The following is a 16,684-nucleotide window of genomic DNA, read 5'->3' as shown; positions in this document are numbered from 1 at the left end:
GCGCAGCTTTCGGGCAGCAGTGGAACCAGCTGTCAACCAGCGGCTTATTTACGGATACCTCCGTGGAGCCCTCATGCTGCAAAGATCCGTATCGTCGCCCAGCCGGCCAGCTGACGGTGAGGCTGTCCCAAGGAAGAGTGGGCAAAGCTCGGCCGACCACACCGCGCTGACCTATGTCAGCGATGCCGAGCCCGGTATCCGCCGGCTGAGGGCAGGCAAGCGATTTTCCTACAAGGGACCGGACGGGCGGCCTGTCTCGGATACCACTAGGGCGCGTATCGAGGCGATCGCCATTCCGCCAGCCTGGACGGACGTCTGGATTTCGCCCGACGCCGATGGCCACATCCAGGCGACCGGTAGGGATCAGCGGGGACGCAAGCAATACCGCTACCATCCGCAATGGGCGCAAGAACGCGACAGCGCCAAATATTCGAGCCTCGTTGCCTTTGCCGAAAGCCTGCCGGACCTGCGGCGCACGATAGACAGCGACCTGCGCCGTCACGGCCTGCCGTTCGAGCGTGTCGTCGCCGCGGTCGTCTGGCTGCTCGACAACACGATGATCCGTGTCGGCAATACCGCCTATGCACGCGACAACAAGAGCTTCGGCCTGACGACATTGCGCGACCGCCATGTCGACATCAGGGGATCGAGCTTGCGGTTCGCCTTCAAGGGCAAGTCCGGCAAGGAGTGGAGCCTAAAGCTGGTCGATCGGCGCATCGCCGGGATTGTGCGGGGCGCGCAGGACCTGCCGGGTCAGAAACTGTTCCAGTATCTCGACGAGCAGGACAATAGGCGCCCGGTCCGCTCCGAGGACGTCAACCGCTATATCCGGGACGCCGCCGGCGATGCGTTCAGTTCGAAGCATTTCCGCACCTGGGGCGGCACCATCCATGCCGCGTCGCTGTTTGCGCAAACGGAGCTGCCCGAAAGCCAGGCTCAGCAGAAGCGGGTGATGAACAGCATCATCGACGAGGTGGCCAAGCGGCTGGGCAACACGCGCGCCGTCTGCCGCAAATGCTATATCCACCCGCAGGTTTTCGAAGCCTGGTCGCAGGGGCGGCTGCTTGCCGAAATGACGGAGGCCAACAAGCGCAAGCGATCAATAGACGGTCTCGACGACGAGGAGGCGCTCGTGTTGAGATGGTTGAAAATCCACGAAGGTTGACTCGTGGCGGCTGGCGGAAGCGGCGTCGGGATTTTTTTATCGACGCCGTGTCGGGATCGGTCCTACTGTTTCGTCCTTTGATACAGAAAGGACCGACCATGCTCTACGCCATCCTCTGCTATGCCTCCGAAGACGTCGTCAGCTCCTGGAGCAAGGCGCAGGACGATGAAGTCATGGCCAATCTCCTCAACGTTCAGGAGAAATACGCCCAGGCTGGGCGGCTTGGCCCGGTGGCGCGTCTCTTGCCCACGACAGCGGCGACGACGCTGAGGAAAGTCAAGGGCGAGCCGGTCGTCATCGACGGGCCGTTCGCCGAGACCAAGGAACAATTCCTCGGCTTCTACACGCTCGAATGCGCAGACCTCGATGAGGCAGTCGAGTTCGCCCGCGAGCTTTCCGAGGTCAACCCGAGCGGCGGCTCTTACGAGATCCGGCCGGTCTCCATCTTCAATCCTGCCAGGATTCCCGCATGACCGAACTCGCCTGGATCAGCTCCGCCATCAGCGCCGCCCGCCCGCAGGCGATGGGCGCGCTGCTGCGCTATTTCCGCGATCTCGACACGGCGGAGGAAGCTTTCCAGGATGCGTGTCTCAGGGCGCTGAAGAACTGGCCTCAGAACGGGCCGCCACGCGATCCGGCGGCCTGGCTGATCTTCGTCGGCCGCAACAGCGGCATCGATGCGGTGCGCAAGCGCGCCAAGCAGGCGCCGATGCCGGAAGAAGACCAGATCTCCGATCTGGAAGATGCTGAAAGCGATATTGCCGAGCGGCTGGACGGGGCGCATTACCGTGACGACATATTGCGGCTGCTGTTCATCTGCTGTCATCCTGATCTGCCTGCAACGCAGCAGATCGCGGTCGCGCTGCGCATTGTCTCCGGCCTCACCGTCAGGCAGATCGCGCGCGCCTTCCTGGTCGGCGAAAGCGCCATGGAGCAGCGTATCACCCGTGCCAAGGCGCGCATCGCGGACGCCGGCGTGCCGTTCGAGACGCCAGGCGCGGTCGAGCGATCGGAACGGCTCGCGGCGGTGGCGGCCATGGTCTACCTGATCTTCAACGAGGGATACTCGACCAACAGCGGCGAGGCACCGGCCCGTGCGCCGCTGTGCGAGGAGGCGATCCGGCTGGCCCGGCTGCTGCTCAGGTTGTTCCAGACCGAGCCGGAAATCATGGGGCTGACGGCGCTGCTTCTGCTGCAGCATGCGCGCGCACCGGCCCGCTTCGACTCTGACGGCGAAATCGTGCTGCTCGAAGACCAGGATCGCGGCTTGTGGAGCCGCAAGATGATCGACGAGGGGTTGGCTCTGGTCGATAAGGCGTTGCGCCATCGCAAGCCCGGCCCCTACCAGGTGCAGGCGGCCATCGCCGCCCTGCATGCCCGGGCTGACAAGGCCGAGGACACAGACTGGGTGGAGATCGACCTGCTTTATGGCCTGCTCGAGCAGATGCAGCCGTCGCCGGTGATCACGCTCAACCGCGCGGTGGCGGTCTCCAAGGTGCGCGGGCCTGAAGCGGCGCTTGCCATGATCGAACCGCTGGAGTCGAGGCTTTCCGGCTATTTCCACTTCTTTGGCCTCAAGGGTGGGCTGTTGATGCAACTCGACCGGGGTGAGGAGGCGCGTATCGCCTTTGACCGCGCCATCGCGCTTGCCAACACGGCGGCGGAAGCGGCCCATATCCGCATGCATATCGACCGGCTGATGAAGGATGGCGCCGTGCGGACGTTGGTGAAAAAGGCCAACTGACCACCATCGCCTGGCTGGCTCAATCGTGCAGCTTGGGCTTGGACCATGCCGGGGTGGCGATTTTCCCCTGAAACAGGTAATGGCACGCCATGACAGCGCCTCCTGTGCCTGACGGCACCGGGAAGGCATGGCGGCAGGCCGTGGCCGACGCCATATGAGCGATCGGATCTGAAAGGGATAAATATGACCATAGCGAAGGAAACGGCCGAACTGCTGGCGAAACTGGGCGTGGCCAAGGACGCGTTTGCCGGCGGCGATCTCATCGTGCGCAGTCCGGTGACTGGTGAGCAGATCGCGGCGCTGAAGACGATCTCGCCGGCCGACGCAGCCAAGACCATCGATGCCGCGCACAAGGCGTTCCAGTCCTGGCGGCTGGTGCCAGGCCCGAAGCGCGGCGAACTGGTGCGTCTGCTCGGCGAGGAATTGCGCACTCACAAGGCCGAGCTTGGCCGGCTGGTGTCGATCGAGGTCGGCAAGATCCCGTCCGAAGGACTGGGCGAAGTGCAGGAGATGATCGACATTTGCGATTTCGCCGTCGGTTTGTCCCGGCAGTTGTACGGCCTGACCATCGCCACCGAGCGTCCGGGCCACCGCATGATGGAAACCTGGCATCCGCTCGGCGTGGTCGGTGTCATCTCGGCCTTCAACTTCCCGGTCGCGGTGTGGTCGTGGAACGCAGCCCTTGCCCTGGTCTGCGGCGACGCGGTGGTGTGGAAGCCGTCGGAAAAGACGCCGCTGACAGCACTTGCCTGTGAGGCGATCTTCAAGCGTGCCGCCAAGCGGTTCGGCACTGACGCGCCGGAAGGGCTGGCGCCGGTGCTGATCGGCGACCGCGCCGTTGGCGAAATCCTGGTCGACCATCCCAAGGTGCCGCTGGTTTCGGCCACCGGCTCGACCCGCATGGGCAGGGATGTCGGGCCGCGCCTGGCCAAGCGCTTCGCGCGCGCCGTGCTGGAACTCGGCGGCAACAATGCCGGCATCGTCTGCCCGACCGCCGACCTCGACATGGCGCTGCGCGCTATTGCGTTTGGCGCCATGGGCACGGCCGGGCAGCGCTGCACGACGCTGCGGCGCCTGTTCGTGCATGACAGCGTCTACGACGCCCTGGTTCCGCGCCTGAAGAAGGCCTATCAGAGCGTTTCGGTCGGCAATCCGCTGGAGACCTCGTCGCTGGTCGGTCCGCTGATCGACAAGGCCGCCTTCGACGCCATGCAGAAGGCGCTGCAGGAAGCCACCGCCCATGGCGGCAAGGTGACCGGCGGCACGCGGGTCGAGAACGGCCACCCGGATGCCTATTATGTGCATCCGGCGCTGGTCGAGATGCCGAAGCAGGTTTCGCCGGTGACCGAAGAGACCTTCGCGCCGATCCTCTATGTGATGAAATACTCGGATTTCGACGCCGTGCTCGACGAACACAATGCGGTCGGCGCCGGCCTGTCGTCGTCGATCTTCACCCGCGACCTGCAGGAATCCGAGCGCTTCCTCGGCGTCGACGGTTCGGACTGCGGCATCGCCAATGTCAACATCGGCACATCGGGAGCCGAGATCGGCGGTGCTTTCGGCGGTGAAAAGGAAACCGGCGGCGGCCGCGAAAGCGGCTCCGACGCGTGGAAGGCCTACATGCGGCGCGCCACCAACACAGTAAACTATTCCAAGGCGCTGCCGCTTGCCCAGGGTGTCTCGTTCGACATCGATTGAGAGCGTCGGGCTCAGCCAAAGTCAGTGTCGTTCAGGCTCGGCGAGCATCAATCGACACAGGTGGAAGGCGTACACGCCACTGTAACGCTGGACAGCTTCTGACGTTTGTCCAGCGTCGGCTTTGCCACGCTGGCCGAGCCAGCCAACACTGCCGAGATCCCCGGCATCGCGCAGCTTGCGTGCCAGCTTCAGCCGTCATGCGAAATCACCGATCGAGGCGATGCCGGTCGGGATTCGGTCGAGGCCGGCATGCTCGGGGTCGACGCCCGATATCAGCCAAAGCAGGCTTCGAAGGCGCTGTCGACGACGGCAAGCTTGGCCGCCTGGACGGTCATGTATTCCTCATAGAACCGGTGCGATACCCACATCACTGAATGGCCGCGCTGACCAAGCCAGCCAATACTGCCGAGTTCCTCGGCCATGCGCAGTTTGCGGCCGAGATGGGTCCGCGACAATTTAAGCCATTTGGCGAAGTCGCCGATCGAAACCACACTGGTTGGAATCCGGTCGAGGCCAGCATGATCGGGATCGATGCCCGACATCAGCCAGTCCATGACGATGCCGCCATTGTTGAGCCAGATGAACAGGGAAAAGGTCTGGTTGGGCTCGCGCACCGGCTTTGAAGCGAGCAGGCCGTCGGCGACCAGGGGCTGCAGCGTGGCAAGCATGTCGGGCCGCTCCAGGTATCTGGCCAACCGGCCGCCGCCGTCGATATGGTCAAGCGTGCGCAGATGGGCGATGACCCAGCCGGTGAACCTCTCAATGGTGGCCGCCGTCGGTTGCAGCGGGTGGGTGCGGCCGTCCCCGCCCGCCACATACTCGGCGATGTTGTAGTGCAGCATCTCCTTGATGAAAGCGTCGGCCGTATTGCGGCTGGCCACCGCGTTGCGGTGCACGACCTCGATGAAACGCGATACCGTCAGTTCCTTGCGGCGGTCGTTCGGGTCGCGCCTGAAATGCATGGCAAGGCCGACATGACCCATCAGCCAGCGCTGCTGCGTGGCAAAGATGGAAGCCAGTCGGGGGCTTTCCTCATAGATGCGGATCAGGGACTGCGACTGTTCCTGAACGTAGCGGTGCAAGGCCGGATGGGCGGCTATGTCTTCCAGATGCAGGGCTATTCTCCCGATGCTTTGAACCACCCCGGATGGCGAGGTTGCGTTCCCCATTTTCCAGCCTTCAACATTTGTGTCCAGACATAGCAAAAGCGGAGTACAGGGCCAGGCAAGCACATAAGGCCCATCCCGACTGATACGGGACAGGCCTCATGTCTTCGAGATGAGTTCCTAAGCGGTCAGCCGCAGACGCGAACGTCTTCGATCACCCTGTGATGGTGGCGCCAGTGCACGACCGTTTCGATATGGCAGCGGTGGCGCCGATGATAGCGGCGATAATCGCCATTGCCATAGTCGTCATATTGCACATTCTCGTCACCATACTGATTATAGTGCCGGTGATGGTGGCGGCGAATGACGATTCCACTATCGGATTGGTCATCCGAATATTGGTTGTCGTCGTCGGATTGGATAACCAGACTTGCGGCTTGCGTCGGCGCGATGACTGCGGCTGTTGCGGCCAAAGTCAGCACGGAAGCCAAAATGAATTTTTTCATGTTTCGTCCTCCTGCGGTTCTAAGCCATATCAACTCGTGGAAAGACTTAGCGTTCCAATACCAATCGGTAAGCTACTCGTCGCCGCGGACGCCAAGCCGGTCGTAGCGGCCGGGACCTTACAGCCGAACAAAGGCCGTCAACGGCAGGTGGTCGGAGGCCACACGCGAAAGCGGCGTGTCATGCGCTTCCACAGCCGAGATCATGCCGTGCCGGTTACCCATGATGCGATCGAGTGCCAAGAGCGGCAGGTTCGACGGGAAGGTGGGAACGGCCGGCGGCAGCGGTCCAAAGGTCAAGTGCAGCGTGTTCAGCGCGGAGCGGTTGCCGAGCCGCCATTCGTTCAGGTCGCCAAGCAGCAGCGTCGGCGTTTCGTCGGGGCTGTTCATGATATCCAGCACGACCTGGGCCTGCTGCGAACGTGAGCGGCGCAGCAGGCCGAGATGGGCGGCGATGACGCGCAATGTCCGGTTTCCGTCGAGATCGATCTCGGCCACCACCGCGCCGCGCGGCTCCAGGCCCGGAAGCCTGATCTGATGCACGTCGCGAACGACGCCCTTCTTGAAAAGCAGGACGTTGCCATGCCAGCCATGGCCTTTGCCATTGGCTGCGATCGGCACCGGCACCAGGCCTGTTTCCCGTTCGAGGTGGGGCAGGTCGAGGAGTCCGTCACGGTCGCCGAAACGGTTGTCCGCCTCCTGCAGCGCAATGACGTCGGGGTCGATTTCGCGAATGACGCGGCTGGTGCGGTCGGGATCGAACCTGCGGTCGACGCCGATGCATTTGTGGACGTTGTAGGAAGCGACCAGCGTCCCGGTGGCGCCGGCCTTTTTGGGCGACGCGGCATTGGCCTTGCGCATCCGCCGGTCACGGATAGACAAAAGCATGCTCGCCGGCAGGCTGCGCCCGTTCATCCGCATGGCATGCCTGTCCCTGCTTTTCTCACCATGCACCTCAAATAGAGTCTTCCGGCCGATGTTCCATGGGTGCACGCTATCCGCCAAACACGTCGTTTTGTTAAAGATAGGGTGAACCGAGCCACAATATACGATCGAAGAGGCGGATGATGAACGGGCGGGCCTGCAACGCTTCCAGCGTCACGGGTGTGGCCGTTTCGATCGCTGCTTCAATGCGAGCCTCGATCTCCTCGGCAAAGCCGGCATCGAGAACCTCGAGATCGATCTCGAAATTCAGCCGCAACGAGCGGGCGTCCAGGTTGGACGACCCGACATAGGCCCACAGCCCGTCGATCGAAAGCAGCTTGGAATGATCGAACGGCCCTGCGGTACGCCAGATCCGGCAATAATTCTTGAGCATCTGGTCGAATTGCGCGGTCATGGCGCGATCGACGAGGAAGAGATTGTTCTTCGCCGGCACCACGATGTCGATCTCGACGCCGCGCCTGGCAGCGGTGATCAGCGCACTGATCAACTCGCGGTCCGGCAGGAAATAGGGCGACATGATGCGGATCGACTTGCGGGCGATGGAGAAGGCGCCGATCAGCAATTTGTGGTTGGTTTCGTTGCTTGCATCAGGCCCCGAGGCGACCGCGCGCACCATCATCGACTGGCCGGCGGTGGACGAAAATGGTGTGATCCGCCAGGCATCGCCTTTCAGCCTCTCATTGCCGGCGAAACGCCAATCCTCGGCAGCGACCGAGAACAGGTCGGTCACAACAGGCCCGCTGACCTGAAAATGCGTGTCCCTGGCGCTGCCAAGGCCGGCGAACTCGGCCGAGAATCCCTTGCGTATGTTCATGCCGCCGGTAAAGGCGATCGCGCCGTCGATGACCAGGATCTTCCTGTGGGTCCTCAGATTGGCGTAGGGCAGGCGCAGGCCCATGACGATGTTGCCGTTGAAGAGATCGGCGGTGATGTTGGCGCGGCGCAGATGGCCAAGGATACTGGGCACGGAATAACGGGCGCCGACGGCATCGATCAGCACGCGGACGGTGACGCCGCGCTTCACGGCTTGTGCCAGCGACTCGACGAAGAGCAGGCCGACGGCGTCATTGTCGAAGATATAGGTTTCCAGAAGGATGCTGTGCCTGGCCCTGTCTATGGCCAGACACATCGCCGCATAGGCCTCGTCGCCGGTTCTAAGCAGGGTGATCGTGTTGCCGGAGGTGAGCGCGCGCCGTGCCACCCGGTCGCCCAGCGTCTTCAGGCCGGTGAAGCGCTGGCCATATTGCTTGCCGATCAACTCCTCGACGGCGGCGTCGCGAACGGAGGCGTCACCGGCAAGTGGCCGCTGCGCGCTGATCGAGGCGCGGCGAATGCGGTTTATGCCGGCCACGGCATAGATCAGCACACCGATGATCGGCGACAGCAGCATGACGCCGACCCAGCCGGTGGCGGCACGAACATCCTCCTTGGTCATGACGGCGTGGGCAATGCCGACGGTCGCCATGATCACCGAGATGATCGCCAGGATTCGGGGCCAGTGAGTCGCCAGGGTCTCGAACATTTTGCGGACTATCCAGCGGGTGGTCGCAGAAGGCAATGCAGGCCCTCATGCCTGGGCTTCTGCCGGATGACGGTCGCGACACTCAGCCGAAGAATTCCGTTTCCTGAGACAGATTGAGCGAATCAAGCGCCGATAGAACTCCATCCAGGAGAGCGGAGCGTGACCTCAAGCATATGGCCGACGGATCGACGACCAAGACCAATAAGATAACGCTGCAAGGCGGCGAACTGACGGGGGATTTGAGGGGGGAATGGACAGGCGAACAGGCCATGCCGGCCTAGATGCAATTGCCGTGGCCGTGCTGACCTGCCTGGCGCTTGCCGGCAGGCCGGCACCGGTTGCCGCGCAGATGGCTCCGCCCTACAGGATCAAGCCTTCGGATGTGGTCGTGCCTCCCGACGTGAAGCTCGGGCAATACCAGCGCACCATCCGTCCCTTCGAGAACTGGACGCTGATCTGCGACGAGAACCTGAAGGCCCGCAAGAAGGTATGCAATGTCTCGCAGGTGATCGAGGACGGAGCCGGCAAGATGGCCTTCAGCTGGTCGCTTGCCGCCACCCAGGACGGCAAGCCGTACATGATCGTGCGCACCGCGCCGAACGCCAGGAGAGACGGCCCGGTGTCGCTGAAGTTCGATGGCAAACAGCCGATCGACGTGCATCTCGACGGCTGCAACGAAATGGTCTGTGTCGGCATGCTGCCGATGGGGCCGCTGATGCGCCAGCAGATAGCGCAGAAGGCAACGCCGGCGATCTCCTATTCAACCGTCGACGGCCAGACCATCACCGTGACCGCAATGCTCAAAGGGTTGTCGGAAGCCCTTGCGCCAATCAAGTAACGAGGCATCGCCATGAGCCAGCAACAGGATCCGTTCATATCCGCGACACCCGGCAGTCCGAATGTCGAGGCGGATCGGCGAAGGGTGGTCGAGCCCGTGCGCGCGCCGCGGCGGTGGCCGCGCGTCATTGGCGCGAGGCGGCCTTCGATGGCGGACCAGAGCCGCTCGCTGGCCTTCCGCATAGGCGCGGGCACAAGACTCGAATCCGAAAACCAGGATGTAACTTTCCCGCCGCGTACAAGGCGGACAAATCATTCGCCCATGTTTCCGGTAACTTCGACGGAGCGGGGACCGAGATTGACGGCATTTTCAGAAGTCAAAGCGTCCTGCCAGGGTTGGGCGAAACCTCGACGCACCCCCAGGCGTCGGTTTGCGATGCAAATTGCGCAAAAGCCGGTTCGTCATTCACTTCATCGGGTAGTTGCCACGTCCATTCTGTGCCGCAGCCGGGGACGCTCTGTCGTCGGGCCCGGCGCCTGCTGATACCTGGCGAAGAGTTTGAGCTTGTCGGGATAGGTGATCCGGATCCGGCGTCGACAACCCTCGCACTCATACCACGAAACACTCTGAAACCAGCTACCGTGCTTTACGAATGCGAAACCGCATTCGGGACATTGGAATGTCATTTTGCAAGTCAACAATGCTGCGGAGAGCGGCATCCAAGTTCTCACACCATGTTAAGATTTTTGTGGTTTCGGTCCGCCGCCTCGCGGCGGCGGGCCAAATGCTGCGATCGCGCCTACTGGATGACCTTGACGATCTTGCGGGTGCCCGGATCCACGACAACCGTCCGATTGTCGATCACGGTGTAGCGATATTTGACATTGGGAACTTCGTGGAGTTCGACGGTATCGGGCAAAGCCGTGCCGACGTTGAGTTCCACACCGGGAACCTTCACTGAGGCCAGCGGCTGCTTCTTCACGTATTCCTTGATGACTGTTTCCTGCTCGGGCTGGATGACGACGTCCTCCGCCGCGGCTGCGCCAATACCCGCAAGCAACAGAGCCGCAGCGGCGGCGGCAAGATGCATTCTCATGAGTTCCTCCTTCGCAAAAATAAGCGCGGTATGACTTCCATTGCCGCGCCCGGACCGAACTTGGCCCGAGGTCAAACGTTCCCGAATTAGGGCTTCGGTCGGGCGGATACTGGACTTAGGTCCGATCGCGAAACGCAAAAGTCCTGCCAAACCCCTTAGCGGGAACAGCCGCCTTTTGCGGTCGTTGTTCGCTGCAAGTTTGTGGGAGGAAGGTGATGGATAGGAGTGTCGGACAAGCGCGCTGGTTGCTCGCACCAATATTCGCGGTGGCCATCACCTTCTTGGTGGTTGGCATTGCCCTCAGTTGACCCTCCAGGAGAATCGACCACGAAGGTTTTGCAGATTGGCGCAGCTAACGTCCCTTCCTGCGCCGATAGGGTTCGCACGCCGCTCCGATGCGGCGGCGAGCGAACCCTCAATTCCCCGGGCGTACGGCACCGAGATGTGAGGTTTGGCCTAATGTTCAGAGACAAGGAAACCCGTTTTCTGGAGGCAGCACTGTTCATGGCGGTGCCGTTATCGATCTTGGTGGCCGTGTTGCTCGTTAGCCTTACGGCAGGCTGAAAATGGATGAGCGCTCACTCACACGAGCGAGCGGAGATTGCTCTTTCTGGGTTAATGTATGTCGCCCAAAGTGACCTCGGTTCTGGGCGAACGACGTGCGTAAAAACAAAGACCTAAAGCGTCGCATGAAATCCGTTTCGACGCGACGCGCTTTAGTCGAGCTTCTTGATGCGCCCCTTGTCGAGACGGAACACCCCATCGGTGCCGCCTTGCAGCTCGAAATCGGTTTGCAACTCATCCCATGTGCCGAGATATTTGCCGCAATCGGCGCAAGTGATCGGCGTCAACGGCTGGGCGTCGCTGGGAATCCGCAACCGGATAGTGCCGCAAAAGGGGCACTCCAAAAGGTGGTTCAGATATTCGCTGGCCATGGCTACTTTCAGAGCGTCCCGAAGAGACTATCGGGCGGGCGAGATGCAAACACAAGGGCGTCGTGGGGCCTATCGTCTGCGGGCGCCCCGGCAATCAATCAAACCATTCATGCCGTTGTCGGCGAGGTATTTTCAGGCGCTTTGGCATCTTTGGATCACGGGCACGGCAGCGGCAACTGGCTGCGCCGGCGGGCGGAGTCATTGAGGTCGACCAACGGTCATAAGCTCCCCAAAGCATCCCTTTGCATGCGCTTCTGGCGCTTTTCGATCGCATAGGAAGTCCAGCGGCAACACATGCCAGCTATCGAGGTTACGGCACCACCAAACAGGCATGCGGCAAGCATCGGATCTTGCGAGGCACTTTTCCAGCTGACCACCGCCAGCAATATGACGCTTATGGTTGAAATCCCGTAGCCGGCGCCTTTCAGCGCATGCGGTGAAATCTTAGCCATCAAACTCTCCCTTTTCGCTGCAATGTTGAACATTCGCTTCCAAAGCTGGTTCCATTTGTCGGCTGGCAAAACGGGAACCTTTTGCTTCGTCGCGCGTGCTACTGCGATGGCGCTTTCGGATGTATGGCTATGACAAACTTCTTGAAACTACCGACGAAGTCCCGAAACCTGTTTCGCGTCGTGATCGAAACGCCAAGGGGAGCAGCGGCAAAGCTCGCCTACGAGCCGAAGATGGGTGTCTTTCAATATTCAAGGCCGCTGCCGGTCGGCAACACATACCCGTATGATTGGGGTTTCGTACCCTCCACCCTCGGCGATGACGGTGATCCGCTTGACGGCATGGTGATCCACCAGGCGGCGACGGCCCCAGGCGTGGTCATTCAATGCGACCTGCTCGGTGCGCTGCGGGTGCAGCAGAAGGATCCGCACGGAACCGTGCTCAGGAATGATCGCTATATTTTCTGCCCGCGCAGGGAGGACGCCCTTGACGAGCCCACCGCCGCCGACCACGTGCCGCAGGATTTGCGCAAGGAGATAGAGCAGTTCTTCTTGTCGTCCGTGCTGGGCACGGGCAAGATAGTCAAGCTGAAGGGCTGGCAGGACGCCGGCGAGGCGGCCAAATCACTCATCAAGGGTGCCAAGGCCTTTCAGCGAAAACAAAAGGTATTGAAGTGATCTCTGGGTCTATGACGCGTCGGTCATTCCGAGGTGTTTTTGCCGGCTCGGATACGGCACAATTCAAGCGTTCAGTCCCGTGATTGTCCGTCTCATTGCAATGGCAGGGCTTGACGTGGGATAATCCGACGGTCAGCTGCCGAATAGCCGCCGATGGGGTGCGAATATGTCCACCGATCCGGATACGGTCCCTCGCAATTTCAGGCTGGTGGATGTTGAATCGGGTGCCGACTACACCGATGAAGGCATCGCGATAATTGTCGTTGACAATCGAGGAGAGCGCCTGCGCCTTCACCTAAATGTAGCAACGGGGGAGTTGCTTTGCGAGCGAATAGCTGACGCTCTTGAAGTCAGATACGGTACCTGACGTTACGGCGAATAACTTCCAGATCCCGTGCCCCTGCTGTTGTCGCCCAGCGGTTCGAAAGAACCAGGCCAGCTAGGAGCACGGATATGCCGGGACTGCCAAAGGCGTCCCTGCGGCGGCGGCGCCGGCACTTGGTCTTATCGCCCGCATGTCCAGCGGCAGACGGAAATCGAGAAGGCGACAGCGCTGAAGACGACCGAGGCAAGGCCTGGCAGGAGTGAGTTGCATCAGACGCAGCGATCTGTTGAGATGCTGGTCAACCTTTCCATTCCACAACCCCAATTTAGCGGATCTTCCCGAAAGCGGTTGATACGCGGGGTCTGATAGCGAGGAGGGCTGAGCGATGTCGCAAGAATTTCTCGACCACCGGCTGGAGTGCCCTTATTGCCTCACTATCCGGCTGAGAATACCGCGTGATGCGCGACCCGAGACACGGATCCTGTGTGCCGACTGTGGGGAGCACCTTGGCACCTGGGATGAATTGCAGACCGATTTTGAGAAACAAGGCGGCAATGCCGGAGTATTCCGCCTCGAGAAGGGCCGCATCAAGCGCCTCGATTAGGCACCCTCACGCTGGATTCTGCTGGAGATTGAAATTGGCGATTCCGCGAGCGATGAGGCTGATCAAGGGCCACGGATTACCGCTTAGGGTCCCGAATCTTCTCGGCTTTGTTAGCTCGGGCGATGAGAGCCGACGCCTCGTCGGTGGTGATCCCACATTTTCGAGCAAAAAATGTGGCTTCGACGATGAGCTCGGGCGAAGGCAGGGATAGAACCCTGATTCGCTTTGATTTGCGCTTTGCCATCTGCGCTTCCGCGCACTCTTCTCCTCAAATCCGCGGTCAATGATTAACAATATTCAACGCAAGATTTACTTGGGCGGCTCAGTCTTCTGGGGAGCTAGCAACCTCAAGGTCGAACAGACGCGCAACGGCGTCGCTCGGCGAGCGCGAGGACTAGTCCCCTCCTGGCCCGTGTCCTGTGCCGGGGCCGCGGTGTCCCGAAGCAGGCGAGGCGGCCGCGTGAGAACGACCGCCCCAATTATCAGGCGTGGTTGCGCCTTTCGTTCTTGATGGGCAGTGGCACCCACTCGTCGGCCACCAAGCCTTTTTTCTCGGCAAACGCCACGAAAACGCCGCGCGCCGTCTCCGCATCGATATCACCGGTTAATGCCGCCTTGCAGGCTCGAATTGCAGCTCTCTGTTCAGGACTGTTGCCGCAATAGTCCATGGCGAACTGGTAGGCATCGACAACGGTGTTCAGTTGACGAGGAAAGCCGAGACCAACCCATACACGGATTGGCTTTTTGAAAGGCTTCGAAAGCATCGTAACCTCCCATCAGCACTGCTAAGCCGCCACGCCGCCTTGGCTGGCCCGGCCGGTCATCCACGCCAGCGGCGCGCTGACCTCTTCGATAATTTTGGCCGACTTGGCAAAACCCGCGAAAGCGTTGCGCGCGGCAGACAACGGATAGTCCCGATCAAACGCTCGCTGACAGGCGCGAAGCGCCGTGTCGTAAATCGGGCCGCGTCTATTCTTCGGCCACTCGTACATAAATTCCAGGGCGTCTTCGAGGCACGCAATCTCTTGAATGGTGTTTTCCCCGCCCTTCACGAATACGGGGCTATCGAACATCCGATCGTTCATCAGATCCTCCAAGTTGAACGAGTTTTGAGTTTTTCGGGTTGGTGCAGGCCGGGCTGGCTCGCACCACAAAACGATATGTGTTCGAGCTTTTCAGGTGTCAAGACAGCCGGACATCTGGCAGGACTGATGAAGGGGGCAGGACACGCGGACTTCTCAGACGGCCCCGATGCGCGGCTGTTGTTGCCGCTCGTTTCAGCGGAGCAAGGCTCGAACAGCTAACCGCAGAGTTCGACCGACGGACAAGCTCGAATTGCCATTTGGATGCGAAACATTTGTTCAAGGTTTCTGCCGATCTCGAGAGGCTTCCTGGATTTGGGTCATTACCTTTCGCGGATCGACGTTCTCGGCCAATTGGGGCAGCTCCTCGTCGGCCGGCGTCGCGACGTTCAAGCGCGCCGTCAAAGCAGCCACCATTTCAATCAGCCGCGTGGTTTCATGCTCGTTTAGAAGGCTGATCTGCAAATCCAGTTCGGCTCGGCGTTCGCTCTGTTCAGTCATCCTGTTCTGATTGATCAGCACGAAAGTGGACAGGAAAATCGCCTCGACTGACGCGACCATGGCCAGGATCACGAAAGTCGGGTCCCAGGCCGGGATGCCTGGGATTGCTCCCACGTTCGCGAGGATCCAGCCAACCAGCGCCGCAAGATGCAGATACACAAAGGTCATGCTTCCCGCGAAACGCGAAACGGCGCCAGCAATCCGCATCTGGATTCCGCGATGCTCCTCCTGTTGCTGCCTGTGGTCGACCAAGGCCTGTATGTTCTGGTGAAGGATCGGCTGCATGTCGGCAAAGTGTCGAGCGGTCATGGTGCCACCCCCGGCGACGTTGCTCGCCCCCCGCTTGATACGTCCGGCGCTAGCTTAGGTTCCATCGACGGTTCCCATCAGTTCCCAAGGTTCGGACCATCTGGACGGCACCGTGGCCGATGCTGTCGGCCCGGGCCCGATCGGCAATACCCGCCGAACTGCCTGATCTCGTCGCCTACTCAAGCCTCGCAGGAGGGACCTGGTAGCGACCAGGAATGCATTTGTGCAATCCTGTCGACCATGGCGAGGACTGATTGCGGCGCACTTTGATGAACCATGTGGCCGGCGCCCGGAACGATATCGAGGAGAGAGCCGCCGATCTCCGCGTGCAGTTGTCGCGCATTTCGTTCCGCATCGAACAGCCGGTCAGCCGCGCCCGCCACGATCCCGGTGGGAACGGCAATGTCCTCGTAGGTGGCTTTCGCAAACAGGGCCGCGGTCAACATGAAAGCCGTCTCCGAACAGACTGCGCGTAGCTGTGAAGGGCGGCTGGCGACTTCTTTGGCGAGTGCGGCAAACTCGCTGGCGACCATCGCCGGGAAGAAGATCTCCTTCATCGCCCAAGGCCAGGCCGATCTCACAAGCAATGGCAGCAGGGTGTGCCGAAACGCGGTGCCGACCAACGGTAGGGCCGGGAGTGCGGCCAGTGCAAGATCCAGCCGTGGCTGCGGGTAGTAGTAGCCGGACACCAGAATGATACCGGCGACCGATGCGGAATGCCTGCGCGCCAATTCGATTGCGATCCATGCTCCCCAGGAATGCCCGAGCACCAGATATTCCTCGATGCCAAGCTTGGCGGCGGCGGCATGTATGAGGTCGGCCTGATCGCAAGCCGACCAGCGCCGGCCCCGCGATCGTGAGCTTCTGCCAAACCCCGGACGATCGAATGCCAGCACCCGGTAGGTCCTTGCCGCCTGCTCGAAGATGCCGCTCGACGTGAAATCCTCCGCTATCGACCCGTTGCCATGCAGCAGAAGCAACGGCACGCCAGTGCCGGCTTCCAAAAAATGCAGGCGTGCACCATCGATCTCCACCACATGTCCGTGGGCTCGGCTGGCAAGCGCCCGATTGGCGCGGGCATGATTATATCCAGCCAGCGCCGCGAATGCCGCGGCCACCAGCACTGGCGCGAGTTTCGGTCGATCTCTGCCCAAAAGCATCCCTGTGACTGAACCTGTTTCGCGAGCAACCCTCATGGTAACGTTCGACTGTGCGCCTGGTCTGAGCCTTGGCTCGCTCCGCCA

The 16,684-nt window shown here is 61.2% G+C and carries 18 protein-coding genes; 7 read left to right on the top strand and 11 right to left on the bottom strand.

Going from position 1 to position 16,684, the window contains the following annotated elements; all coding sequences use genetic code 11:
• Positions 1-73: 73 nt before the first annotated feature.
• The 4 genes from FJ938_RS00710 (at position 74) to FJ938_RS00695 (ending at position 4,607) form a co-directional block, all read left to right on the top strand.
• Positions 74-1,165 carry a DNA topoisomerase IB gene (locus tag FJ938_RS00710; RefSeq protein ID WP_140690279.1) on the top strand — a complete coding sequence of 364 codons (1,092 nt, stop codon included), beginning with the start codon at positions 74-76 and terminating at the stop codon, positions 1,163-1,165.
• A 98-nt stretch (positions 1,166-1,263) separates the two neighbouring features.
• Positions 1,264-1,638 carry a YciI family protein gene (locus FJ938_RS00705; RefSeq protein ID WP_140607173.1) on the top strand — a complete coding sequence of 125 codons (375 nt, stop codon included), beginning with the start codon at positions 1,264-1,266 and terminating at the stop codon, positions 1,636-1,638.
• Positions 1,635-2,909 carry an RNA polymerase sigma factor gene (locus tag FJ938_RS00700; protein WP_140690276.1) on the top strand — a complete coding sequence of 425 codons (1,275 nt, stop codon included), beginning with the start codon at positions 1,635-1,637 and terminating at the stop codon, positions 2,907-2,909. The genes FJ938_RS00705 and FJ938_RS00700 overlap by 4 nt, the downstream gene beginning before the upstream one ends.
• 183 nt (positions 2,910-3,092) lie before the next feature.
• On the top strand, positions 3,093-4,607 hold the full coding sequence (locus FJ938_RS00695) for an aldehyde dehydrogenase family protein (RefSeq protein ID WP_140690273.1): 1,515 nt from the start codon (positions 3,093-3,095) through the stop codon (positions 4,605-4,607).
• 272 nt (positions 4,608-4,879) lie between these two features.
• Here FJ938_RS00695 and FJ938_RS00690 read toward each other — a convergent pair whose 3' ends face one another.
• The 4 genes from FJ938_RS00690 to FJ938_RS00675 form a co-directional block, all read right to left on the bottom strand.
• The gene (locus FJ938_RS00690; RefSeq protein ID WP_140690271.1) at positions 4,880-5,776 is read right to left on the bottom strand and encodes a hypothetical protein; all 897 of its coding nucleotides are present in this window, start codon (positions 5,774-5,776) and stop codon (positions 4,880-4,882) included.
• A 125-nt stretch (positions 5,777-5,901) separates the two neighbouring features.
• Positions 5,902-6,219 carry a hypothetical protein gene (locus FJ938_RS00685; RefSeq protein WP_140690268.1) on the bottom strand — a complete coding sequence of 106 codons (318 nt, stop codon included), beginning with the start codon at positions 6,217-6,219 and terminating at the stop codon, positions 5,902-5,904.
• Positions 6,220-6,336: 117 nt separating this feature from the next.
• Complete coding sequence (locus FJ938_RS00680) at positions 6,337-7,137, bottom strand: endonuclease/exonuclease/phosphatase family protein (RefSeq protein ID WP_140607168.1); 801 nt, start codon at positions 7,135-7,137, stop codon at positions 6,337-6,339.
• A gap of 97 nt (positions 7,138-7,234) precedes the next feature.
• Positions 7,235-8,683 carry a phosphatidylserine/phosphatidylglycerophosphate/cardiolipin synthase family protein gene (locus FJ938_RS00675; RefSeq protein WP_140690265.1) on the bottom strand — a complete coding sequence of 483 codons (1,449 nt, stop codon included), beginning with the start codon at positions 8,681-8,683 and terminating at the stop codon, positions 7,235-7,237.
• Positions 8,684-9,032: 349 nt separating this feature from the next.
• On the opposite strand from FJ938_RS00675, the gene FJ938_RS00670 reads away from it, so the two are divergent.
• Positions 9,033-9,521 carry an invasion associated locus B family protein gene (locus FJ938_RS00670; protein ID WP_246673130.1) on the top strand — a complete coding sequence of 163 codons (489 nt, stop codon included), beginning with the start codon at positions 9,033-9,035 and terminating at the stop codon, positions 9,519-9,521.
• Positions 9,522-10,260: 739 nt separating this feature from the next.
• On the opposite strand, the gene FJ938_RS00655 is transcribed toward FJ938_RS00670, so the two are convergent.
• The 3 genes from FJ938_RS00655 to FJ938_RS00645 form a co-directional block, all read right to left on the bottom strand.
• Positions 10,261-10,557: a DUF1236 domain-containing protein gene (locus tag FJ938_RS00655; RefSeq protein ID WP_140607164.1), complete on the bottom strand. Its 297-nt coding sequence runs from the start codon at positions 10,555-10,557 to the stop codon at positions 10,261-10,263.
• 716 nt (positions 10,558-11,273) lie between these two features.
• A complete protein-coding gene (locus FJ938_RS00650; protein WP_140607163.1) occupies positions 11,274-11,492 on the bottom strand; it encodes a hypothetical protein in 219 nt (72 codons plus the stop codon).
• A gap of 218 nt (positions 11,493-11,710) precedes the next feature.
• Positions 11,711-11,944: a hypothetical protein gene (locus FJ938_RS00645; protein WP_140690254.1), complete on the bottom strand. Its 234-nt coding sequence runs from the start codon at positions 11,942-11,944 to the stop codon at positions 11,711-11,713.
• Positions 11,945-12,067: 123 nt separating this feature from the next.
• On the opposite strand from FJ938_RS00645, the gene FJ938_RS00640 reads away from it, so the two are divergent.
• Positions 12,068-12,619, top strand: a complete 552-nt coding sequence (locus FJ938_RS00640; protein ID WP_348642262.1) for an inorganic diphosphatase — start codon at positions 12,068-12,070, stop codon at positions 12,617-12,619.
• Positions 12,620-13,329: 710 nt separating this feature from the next.
• Positions 13,330-13,548, top strand: a complete 219-nt coding sequence (locus FJ938_RS00635) for a hypothetical protein (protein ID WP_140607161.1) — start codon at positions 13,330-13,332, stop codon at positions 13,546-13,548.
• 482 nt (positions 13,549-14,030) lie between these two features.
• Here FJ938_RS00635 and FJ938_RS00630 read toward each other — a convergent pair whose 3' ends face one another.
• The 4 genes from FJ938_RS00630 to FJ938_RS00615 all read right to left on the bottom strand — a co-directional run bounded on the left by FJ938_RS00630 (position 14,031) and on the right by FJ938_RS00615 (position 16,564).
• The gene (locus FJ938_RS00630; protein ID WP_140607160.1) at positions 14,031-14,312 is read right to left on the bottom strand and encodes a DUF982 domain-containing protein; all 282 of its coding nucleotides are present in this window, start codon (positions 14,310-14,312) and stop codon (positions 14,031-14,033) included.
• A 21-nt stretch (positions 14,313-14,333) separates the two neighbouring features.
• On the bottom strand, positions 14,334-14,633 hold the full coding sequence (locus FJ938_RS00625; RefSeq protein WP_140607159.1) for a DUF982 domain-containing protein: 300 nt from the start codon (positions 14,631-14,633) through the stop codon (positions 14,334-14,336).
• Between the two features lie 276 nt (positions 14,634-14,909).
• Complete coding sequence (locus tag FJ938_RS00620; RefSeq protein ID WP_140690251.1) at positions 14,910-15,440, bottom strand: DUF1003 domain-containing protein; 531 nt, start codon at positions 15,438-15,440, stop codon at positions 14,910-14,912.
• Between the two features lie 179 nt (positions 15,441-15,619).
• A complete protein-coding gene (locus FJ938_RS00615; protein WP_246671420.1) occupies positions 15,620-16,564 on the bottom strand; it encodes an alpha/beta hydrolase in 945 nt (314 codons plus the stop codon).
• Positions 16,565-16,684: the final 120 nt, after the last annotated feature.

The sequence above is a fragment of the Mesorhizobium sp. B2-4-14 genome, from assembly GCF_006442155.1.
Taxonomy (GTDB): domain Bacteria; phylum Pseudomonadota; class Alphaproteobacteria; order Rhizobiales; family Rhizobiaceae; genus Mesorhizobium.
Note: the sequence above shows the minus strand (reverse complement) of the source record. Positions and strands in the feature narration are given on the sequence as shown.